Here is a 9,184-nt window from a genome sequence, read left to right as displayed (position 1 = left end):
ACACAGCATGAGCGCGTTGAGAAAAGGGGAGCGGGAGTTCGTTGTCGGACTCGACATCGGCACCAGCAAGGTGGCGGCCCTCGTTGGCGAATGCGACGGCGACGGGCGACTGAGCCTGATCGGCTACGGCTCGCATCCGACCAACAAGGGTCTGCGGCGTGGCTCGGTGGTCGATATCGAATCCACCTCGATGGCCATCCGCCGGGCGATCGACGGGGCGAGCGCCCTGTCGGACTGCGAGATCGGCTCGGCCTGGGTGGGCGTGGCCGGCGATCACGTGCGCAGCATGGACTCGCAGGGCATGACCGGCACCGGGGGGCGCGAGATCACCGACGCCGACGTCAGTCAGGTCATCCAGTCGGCGCGCGCGGTCAAGATCCCCGACGGCCAGCAGATCCTGCACTGCGAGCCGCAGGAATTCCGCATCGACGGCCAGGACGGCATCCGCAAGCCGCAGGGCATGAGTGGCCATCGCCTCGAGGCGAACGTCCACATCGTCACCTCGGCGGCCAACAACGTGCAGAACGTGATCAAGTGCGTCGAGCGCTGTGACGTCCACGTCGAGGGCACCATCCTCGAGCCGATCGCCGCGGCCCGCGCCGTGCTCAACGACGACGAGCGCGAGCTCGGGGTGGTGCTGATCGATATCGGCGGCGGCACCACCGATGTCGCGATCTACACCGGCGGGGCGTTGCGCTACGCCGCGGTCCTGCCGATTGCCGGCGAGCAGATCACCAACGACCTCTCCTACGGCCTGACCACGCCGCCGGCGGAGGCCGAGAAGATCAAGATCAACCACGCCAACTTAGGGACGCTGGACGACCGCGAGGCCTCGCGTGCAATCGAAGTGCCGGGCGTCTCGGGCCGCCCGCCGCGGCGCATCCCGCAGGAGACGATGATGCGCATCGTCCGCCCGCGGGTCGAGGAGCTCCTCTCCTACGTGCAGGAGGAGATCCGCCAGTCGGGCTACCAGAACCTGGTCAATGCCGGCGTGGTGTTGACCGGCGGCACGGCGCAGATGCCGGGCTTCGTCGAGTTGGCCGAAGACTTTCTGCAGATGCCGGCCCGCCTGGGCACGCCCCAGGGGGTGGTCGGCAATCTCGATGCCTTGGGGGACCCGGCAAACGCGGCCGGGATTGGCTTGATGCTGCACGGGCTGGAACAGGCCCGCGAACAAACGGCCCATGGACCGGCAACGGCCCATGGAAATGTTCTGGAACGCCTGAAGGGCTGGTTCCGTGACCACTTCTGATTCACACGATTCATACGAACGCCACGCGAGAGAAGGAGACGACACCATGAGCAACTGGACAATGGCTGAAATGCAGACCGAAAGCGCCAAGATCAAGGTCATCGGCGTTGGGGGCGGCGGTGGTAACGCCGTGGCCCACATGGTTCAGCAGCACATCGAGGGGATCGAGTACATCAGCGCCAATACCGACGCCCAGGCGCTGGTAAAGAGCAACGCGCCCTCGCAGCTGCAGATCGGCGCGAACATCACCAAGGGCCTGGGCGCCGGTGCCGACCCGGAGCTGGGCCGCCAGGCCGCGCTCGAGGACCGCGAGCAGATCCAGGAAGCGATCAGTGATGCCAACATGCTGTTCATCACCACCGGCATGGGCGGCGGCACCGGCACGGGGGCGGCCCCGGTGATCGCGCAGATCGCGCGCGACATGAACATCCTGACCGTGGCGGTCGTCACCCGGCCGTTCTCCTTCGAGGGCAAGAAGCGCACCGCCGTGGCCATGGAGGGCATCCAGGAACTGGAGGACAACGTCGACTCGCTGATCGTTATCCCGAACGACCAGCTCACCGCGGTGATGGGCAAGCAGGCCGCCCTGCGTGACGCCTTCGCCGCCGCCAACGAGGTGCTGTTCACCGCCGTGGCCGGCATCTCCGAGCTGATCACCCGTCCGGGCGAGATCAACCTCGACTTCGCCGACGTGCGCGCGATCATGACCGAGAAGGGCACCGCGATGATGGGCACCGGCATCGGCACCGGCGACAACCGCGCCGCCGAGGCGGCCGAGGCGGCCATCCACAGCCCGCTGCTCGACGACATCAACCTCACCGGTGCCGAGGGCATCCTGGTCAACGTCACCTCCAACGGCGATCTCTCGATCGGCGAGTTCATGGAGATCGGCGAGATGGTCCAGGGCCTGGCCGGCGACGAGGCCGTGGTCAAGGTGGGCACGGCAGTCGACGACGAGCTCGACGGCCAGCTGCGCGTCACCCTGGTGGCCACCGGCTTGTCGCGGATCAAGAACGTCAACGCCGAGTCGAGCAAGCCGCGCGTGGTGATCGACAACGCCCGCCGCGAGGAATCGACCGAGTCGAGCGAGCAGCCGCGCGCCGAGGCCCAGCAGGCCTACGCCGGCACCGCGCATCGCGGCAACACCGCGATCAACCTCGACACCATCGACATCCCGTCGTTCCTGCGCCACCAGGCGGACTGAATGACGGCCCCCGGCTGATCGCCGGGGCAACACTCGCGAGGCAAACCAAAGGCCCCGGGACATACGTCCCGGGGCCTTTCTTTTTGGCTCGTTTCCCTTGGGGTGGGTCAGCCGCCGGGCAGCAACTGCACCACCCGCATGGCCTGTCGGTCGTCGATCCAGCTGCGGCGTTGCGGGTCGCGGACCGTGATGAAGAACAGCAGGCCCAGCGTGGCGAGGCTCAGCAGGCCGAAGCCGAAGCGCGCGAGCATCGGGCCGATGCAGGGGCCGGCACGCTCGCGGATCAGCAGCAGGCGCCAGACCTTCATGCCCGGCGTCTGACCGAAGCGGCACCAGAAGAAGACGAAGTAGGCGGCGATCCAGGCGAGCAGGTAGAGGCGGAACAGCCACTGGAGCGGCCCCTCCGGCGGAACCGGCTCGCCGCCCGTGAAGACCAGGGCGATGAACGTCGCCAGGATCACCACGGCGATCACGAACAGCGTGTCGTAGAACAGGGCGGCGGCGCGTCGCCACAGGGGCGCGGTGCGCGCCGGGCGCTTCGGGGGCGTTTCGGTCGTCATGCCGTGGTTTCCTCGCGCTCGGGCAGGGCGATGTCGGCCAGGATGACCTCGATGGTCTTCAGGCGGTCGTCGAGCGTCGCCATGTCGCGGGTAAAGCGCAGCGTGTCGGCCGACAGGCGATAGGTGTCCGGGGCGGCCTGCACGGCGGCGACCAGCTTGGCCGGGTCGATGCGGGCATTCTCGCCGAAGATCAGCCGGCCGCCACGGGCGGTCAGCTCGATCTTGGTGATGCCGATCCGGCGGGCCCGGATGCGCAGTCGGTGGGTCTCGACCAGGGCGACGACCGGCTCGGGCAGCAGGCCGAAGCGGTCGATCAGTTCCACCTTGAGCTCGTCGAGCGCCTCGTCGCTCTCGGCGGTGGACAGGCGCTTGTAGAGGGTCAGGCGGGTGTGCACGTCACTGACGTAGTCCTCGGGGATCAGGGCTGGCTCGCCCAGGTCGACCTCGGTGCTCGAGGGGGGCAGGGGGGCATCGAGCGCCGGCTCGCGTCCCTCGCGGATGGCGGCCACCGCCCGGTCGAGCAGTTGCATGTAGTAGCGGTAGCCGACCTCGTGCATCTGCCCGGACTGACCCGAGCCCAAGAGCTCGCCGGCGCCACGGATCTCGAGATCGTGGGTGGAGAGCGTGAAGCCCACGCCCAGGTCCTCGAGCGCGGCGATCGCCTCGAGGCGTTTTTGCGCATCCGGGGTGAGCTGACCCGGCTCCGGGGTGATTAGGTAGGCGTAGGCGCGGTGGTGCGAGCGACCCACCCGGCCGCGCAGCTGGTGGAGCTGCGCCAGGCCGAACTTGTCGGCGCGGTGGATCAGGATAGTGTTGGCGGTGGGGATGTCGATCCCCGACTCGATGATCGTGGTCGAGACCAGCACGTTGAAACGCTGGTGGTAGAAGTCCGACATCACCTGCTCGAGCCCGCGTTCGCCCATCTGCCCGTGGGCCACGCCGATGCGCGCCTCCGGCACGATCTCCTCGACCAGGCGCGCCATGCGGTCGATGCTCTTGACCTCGTTGTGCAGGAAGTACACCTGGCCGCCGCGCTTGAGTTCCCGCTGGATCGCCTCGCGGATCTGCACCTCGTCCCAGCGCAGGATCACGGTCTTGACCGCCAGGCGCTCGCGCGGCGGGGTGGCGATGATCGACAGGTCCCGGATGCCCGAGAGCGCCATGTTGAGCGTGCGCGGGATGGGCGTGGCGGTCAGGGTCAGGAGATCCACCTCGGCGCGCAGGGCCTTGAGGCGTTCCTTGTCGCGCACGCCGAAGCGCTGCTCCTCGTCGATGATCACCAGCCCGAGGTTGGCGAACTCGGGCGAGTCGCGCAGCAGCTTGTGCGTGCCGATGACGATGTCGACCTGGCCGGCCTTGATGCGCTCGCGCAGCTCGCCGGTCTTCTTCCCGCCCGACAGGCGCGAGAGGCTCTCGATGGTCACCGGCCAGTTGGCGAAGCGGTCACGGAAGTTTCGCATGTGCTGCTCGGCGAGCAGGGTGGTCGGCACCAGCACGGCGACCTGCGCGCCGTTCTGCACGGCGACGAAGGCCGCGCGCATGGCCACCTCGGTCTTGCCGAAGCCGACGTCGCCGCAGACGACCCGGTCCATCGGCTGGCCGGCCGCCATGTCGGTGAGTACCTGCTCGATCGCCAGGCGTTGATCGTCGGTGGGTTCGAAGGCGAATTCCTCGGCGAACTGGCGATAGTCGGCCTCGTCGGTGGTCAGCGAGGTGCCCTTGCGCGCCGCGCGACGGGCGTGGATGTCCAGCAACTCGGCGGCGACGTCGTGGACCTGCCTGGCCGCGCGTTTTTTCGCCTTCTCCCACTGCCCGGAACCCAGGCGGTGCAGCGGCGCAGTCTCCTCGGAACCACCGGTGTAGCGCGAGATGCGCTCGAGGCCGGAGACCGGCACGTAGAGCTTGTCGTCGTCGGCGTAGGTCAGCAGCAGGTATTCCTGCGGCTGGTCGTTCATCTCCAGCGTGACCAGCCCCTGGAACCGGCCGACCCCGTGATCCTCGTGGACGACGGGTGCCCCGATGGCGAGGTCGTCGAGGTTCTGGATGATGGCATCGGCGTCTCGGCCACGACGGGACTTCGCGCGCCGCTGGGCGACCCGCTCGGCGAACAGGTTGGTCTCGCTGATCACCGCCACCGGGCGACCGGTGGTCGGCAGGATCGCGCCGTGCTCGAGTTCGGCCACCGCGACGGTCACCGGCGCCCGGTCGGCCTGCTCCCAGCCGGTAATGGCCTGCGGCTTGAGGCCGGCGGCGGTGGTCTGCTCGACCAGGGCCTGGCGCCGACCGCTGCTCTCGGCGACCAGCAGGGTGTGGCCGTCGAACTCGCGCGCGAACGCGGCCAGGCGCTCGATCACCGCCGCCTGGGCCGCGCTGCCGCCGGCAAGATCCGGCAGCGGGCGGTCGCCGATGTCGGCGGCCTGCGGGAAGCGCTCGTCGCCGCCGGCCACCAGTTGCCAGCGCGGCAGGCGCTTCAACCGTTCACCGAATTCCCCGGGTGTCTGGTAGAGCGCCTCGGGGGCGAGAATCGGGTGATCGATGTCGCCGGCACGCTGGGCAAAGCGCTGGCTGGTCTCCTCGACGAAGGCGTCGATCGACTGCTCGACCCCGTCGAACAGCAGCAGGCGCGCCGAGTCGGGCAGGAAGTCGAACAGGGTCGCGGTCGAGTCGAAGAACAGCGGCAGGTAGCTCTCGATCCCCGCCGGGACCAGTCCCTCGGAGACCTGCTTGTAGATCGGCGCGCGGCTCGGGTCGCCGGCGAAGGTGTTGCGCCAGTTCTGTCGGAAGGTGGCGATGCCCTTGTCGGTCAGCGGGTACTCGCGCGCCGGTAGCAGGGTGATCGCCTCGACCGTCTCGGTGGAACGCTGCGATTCGGGGTCGAAGTGACGCAGGGTCTCGATCTCGTCGTCGAACAGGTCGATGCGCACCGGCTCGCTGGCGCCCATCGGGAACACGTCGATCAGTCCGCCGCGTAGCGCGTACTCGCCGTGCTGCTCGACGGTGGAGACGAGGCTGTAGCCGGCCTCCTCGAGTTGATGGCGGTAGGCCTCGCGATCCAGCCGTTGCCCGACCTCGAGGACCATGCCCTGGCCGGTGACGAACGCCGGCGGCGGCAGTCGCTGGAGCAGGGTGGGCGCGGCGATCAGGGTCAGCCCGTTCGATTCGCCGGGCAGGCGCCAAAGGCGGGAGAGCCGGTCGGAGATCAGGTCCTGATGCGGCGAGAAGCGGTCGTAGGGCAGTACTTCCCAGTCGGGGAAGACGCTTGCCTCGATGCCGAGGAAGGCGAGCGCCGCGCGGGTGTCGTTGACCACCCGGCTGTCGGGCAGGACGGCCAGCACCGGTCGATCCGCGGCCATGGTCGCCAGGCGCGTGGCCAGTGCCCGGCCGAGCTCGGTGTGCACGCGCAGGTAGATCGGGTTGCCGGGATCGGCGGGTTGGGCGATGGACTGCTTGGCGTCGCTCATGGGGTCGAATCAGGGATCGTGGTCGAGGCAGGCCGTGGCCGGCACGTGGTCGGGAGGCGGGATTGTCGCCCATTTGCCGCGTGCCTGCACAGGGAGGGCTGGCCGGGACGAGACGAGGACGAGTCCGGTCATGGCCCGGGGCATGGCTCGGGGCTGTCAGGAACGGGTGGACAAAAAAATGCGGGCCGGAGCCCGCATCCCGTGGCAGCGCCGGCGCTGCCGTGAGCCGATGTATCCGCGTCAGGCGCGCACGTCGATCATGCTGCCCGGCCCGCCGTCCTGTTGCTCGTCGCCGGCGCGGTTCTGGGTGGCCGTGGTCGGCTCGCCGCCGTTGACGCGGTTCTCGACCGGGTTCTCCACCGGCGTGTTGCGCGTCTGGGCGCTCGGGTTGACCGTCTGCTGGTTGGTCGGCGTGGAGAGCACGCCGTCGGCGGCCGAGATGTTGCTGTAGCCGCTGTCCACATTCGCGATCATGTCGCTTGCCTCCCCTGACCTCGGGATCAGGTCGTTGTCGTTGATAGGCCTATCCTAGTGAAATGCCGCCGGATTTCCAATCTCGCCCGTCTTGCCGAGGGTTTGCCGGCGGTCAGTCCGGTCGGCCGGTCAGCAATAATTGCTCGGCGGTGTCGAGTGCCTCGGGCGAGCCGTAGAGCGTCAGCACGTCGCCTTCCTGGAGTTCGACGTCGTCGCTCGGGCTCTCGCCGCGGATGCCATGGCGGTTGATCGAATCGACCACCACGCCGTCGTGATCGGTCAGGATGACGCCCAGCTGCTTGCCGATGCCCGCGGCCCCCGGCACCAGTGCCACGTTCTTGAGGGTGCGGGGAGCGAGCAGGGCGAAGTCGTCCTCGTCACGGGCGCGGTCGCCGTGGAAGGTGTGACGCAGCGGGGCGTAGTCGGCCTGGCGGATTTCCTGGATCTGGCGCAGGATCTTGGCCAGCGGCACCTCGAGCGTGCGCAACACGTGCCCGCCCAGCGCGAGGCTCATCTCGTAGACCGAGGCGACCACCTCGGTGGCGCCCGCCTCGTGGATGCGATCGAGGTGCTCGTCGGTGCGGGTGCGCACGATCACCGGGATGTCGCGGTTGTGGCCGCGGATCACCTCGATGGTCTTGATGGTCGAGGCGTCGTCGAGGTGGCTGATCACCACGGCGCGCGCCCGATCCAGCCCGGCCGACTGCAGGATGTCGAGGTGCGTGGAGTTGCCGAAGTAGACGCGCAGGCCGGCCTCGTTGGCTTGCTGGACAATGTCGGGGTCGACCTCGATCGCCGTGTAGTCGATCCCTTCGCTCTTCAGCAGGCGGGCGACGTTCTGCCCGACGCGACCGAAGCCGCAGATCAGCACGTGCCGCGAGACGTCGCTGGCATCGGCACGCACCTCCACGTTGTGCTGGCGTCGGCTCTTGGCGTAGCCCGGCACCAGACGCTTGGCGATCGTGCCGTTGTACTTGACCAGGATCGGGGTGAGCACCATCGAGAAGATCACGGTGCCCAGCACGATCTGGTGCTGCATGTCGGTCATCAGGTCGGGGCTGGCGATCGAGAGCATGGCAAAGCCGAATTCGCCCCCCTGGGCCAGGACCAGGCCCGAGCGCAGGGCCACGCCCGGCGCCTCGCCCATCGCGCGGCCGATCAGGAAGATGATGGCCGTCTTGGCGGCGATCAGCAGGGCGAGGAACATCAGCACCCAGTGACCGATCTCCGGCAGGCCGCCGACGTCGAGCATCATGCCGATCGTGATGAAGAACAGCCCCAGCAGCACGTCGCGGAAGGGCCGGATGTCGGCCTCGATCTGGTGCTTGTACTGGGTCTCGGACAGCGCGATGCCGGCGAGGAACGCGCCCAGCTCCCAGGACAGGCCGGCGGCGTTGGTCAGCCAGCCGGCACCCAGCACGGTCAGCAGGACGGCCAGCGTAAACAGCTCGGCCGAGCGGGACTTGGCGATCTCGCGGAACAGCGGGCGCAGCACCCAGCGCCCGCCGAAGAACAGGCCGATCGCGGCGAGCACGCCGGCGCCAAGCGTCAGGGTGATCTCCAGGGTGAGGTTGCCCGCATCGCCCGCCGCGCCCGACACGCCGAGCACCGGGATGACGATCAGGAAGGGGATGACCGCCAGGTCCTGGAACAGCAGGATGCCGACGGCGTTGTTGCCGTGGCGGGAATTGACCTCGAGCTGCTCGCCGAGCTGGCGGATGACGATGGCGGTCGACGAGACGGTCATCACCCCGGCCAGGGTGAAGGCGGCGGCCGGCGAGAAGCCCATCATCAGGGCCGCGCCGCCGGTGATCACGGCGGTGAGGAGTACCTGCGCGCCCCCCATGCCGACCACCGCCCGGCGCATCGCGATCAGGCGCGTGAGCGAGAACTCCAGCCCCAGCATGAACAGCAGGAACACCACGCCGAACTCGGCGATGAGATGGATGTCGTGGATGTCCTTGACCAGCCCGAGCGCATGCGGGCCGGCCACCACGCCCACGGCGAGGTAGCCGAGGATCGCCGGGAGGTTCAGGCGGCGCAACGCCACCACGGCGACGACCGAGATCAGCAGCAGGGAGAGCAGGGTGGCCGTGGTGTCGGCAGGCATGGAATGTCTCGTTCCTTGACGTGGGCGGGCGGCGTGTCGCCGGTATGACTGGTTAACCGGCTAAGCGAATGCCCCCTGTTTTATCACAACCGCCTCGGGCGCGGGCGGGGCGAGTCGCTCGGC

The 9,184-nt window shown here is 68.6% G+C and carries 6 protein-coding genes; 2 read left to right on the top strand and 4 right to left on the bottom strand.

Annotation, left to right across the window (positions count from 1 at the left end):
* Positions 1–7 precede the first annotated feature (7 nt).
* On the top strand, positions 8–1,252 hold the full coding sequence (gene ftsA / locus LV475_RS02410; RefSeq protein ID WP_156574716.1) for a cell division protein FtsA: 1,245 nt from the start codon (positions 8–10) through the stop codon (positions 1,250–1,252).
* A 46-nt stretch (positions 1,253–1,298) separates the two neighbouring features.
* Positions 1,299–2,456, top strand: a complete 1,158-nt coding sequence (gene ftsZ / locus LV475_RS02405; protein ID WP_231505758.1) for a cell division protein FtsZ — start codon at positions 1,299–1,301, stop codon at positions 2,454–2,456.
* 107 nt (positions 2,457–2,563) lie between these two features.
* On the opposite strand, the gene LV475_RS02400 is transcribed toward ftsZ, so the two are convergent.
* From LV475_RS02400 to LV475_RS02385, 4 genes are all read right to left on the bottom strand, one after another.
* On the bottom strand, positions 2,564–3,016 hold the full coding sequence (locus tag LV475_RS02400) for an RDD family protein (RefSeq protein WP_156574712.1): 453 nt from the start codon (positions 3,014–3,016) through the stop codon (positions 2,564–2,566).
* Positions 3,013–6,477 (bottom strand): transcription-repair coupling factor, encoded by a 3,465-nt coding sequence (gene mfd / locus LV475_RS02395; protein WP_250105702.1) that lies wholly within the window; start codon positions 6,475–6,477, stop codon positions 3,013–3,015. Before mfd ends, LV475_RS02400 begins: the two co-directional genes overlap by 4 nt.
* A 240-nt stretch (positions 6,478–6,717) precedes the next feature.
* Positions 6,718–6,951 (bottom strand): hypothetical protein, encoded by a 234-nt coding sequence (locus LV475_RS02390; RefSeq protein WP_156574708.1) that lies wholly within the window; start codon positions 6,949–6,951, stop codon positions 6,718–6,720.
* Positions 6,952–7,063: 112 nt separating this feature from the next.
* Positions 7,064–9,061 (bottom strand): monovalent cation:proton antiporter family protein, encoded by a 1,998-nt coding sequence (locus LV475_RS02385; protein WP_136866367.1) that lies wholly within the window; start codon positions 9,059–9,061, stop codon positions 7,064–7,066.
* Positions 9,062–9,184: the final 123 nt, after the last annotated feature.

Origin of the sequence: Guyparkeria hydrothermalis, assembly GCF_023555375.1 — a bacterium.
GTDB lineage: Bacteria > Pseudomonadota > Gammaproteobacteria > Halothiobacillales > Halothiobacillaceae > Guyparkeria > Guyparkeria hydrothermalis.
The sequence above is the reverse complement of the archived record's forward strand: the minus strand, read 5'-3'. Positions and strand labels throughout refer to the sequence as shown.

What these genes read in the sequence shown, in the direction of transcription:
- ftsA (WP_156574716.1), top strand. Translation starts at nt 8, where the DNA reads ATGAGCGCGTTGAGAAAAGGGGAGCGGGAGTTCGTTGTCGGACTCGAC.
- ftsZ (WP_231505758.1), top strand. Translation starts at nt 1,299, where the DNA reads ATGAGCAACTGGACAATGGCTGAAATGCAGACCGAAAGCGCCAAGATC.
- LV475_RS02400 (WP_156574712.1), bottom strand. Translation starts at nt 3,016, where the DNA reads ATGACGACCGAAACGCCCCCGAAGCGCCCGGCGCGCACCGCGCCCCTG.
- mfd (WP_250105702.1), bottom strand. Translation starts at nt 6,477, where the DNA reads ATGAGCGACGCCAAGCAGTCCATCGCCCAACCCGCCGATCCCGGCAAC.
- LV475_RS02390 (WP_156574708.1), bottom strand. Translation starts at nt 6,951, where the DNA reads ATGATCGCGAATGTGGACAGCGGCTACAGCAACATCTCGGCCGCCGAC.
- LV475_RS02385 (WP_136866367.1), bottom strand. Translation starts at nt 9,061, where the DNA reads ATGCCTGCCGACACCACGGCCACCCTGCTCTCCCTGCTGCTGATCTCG.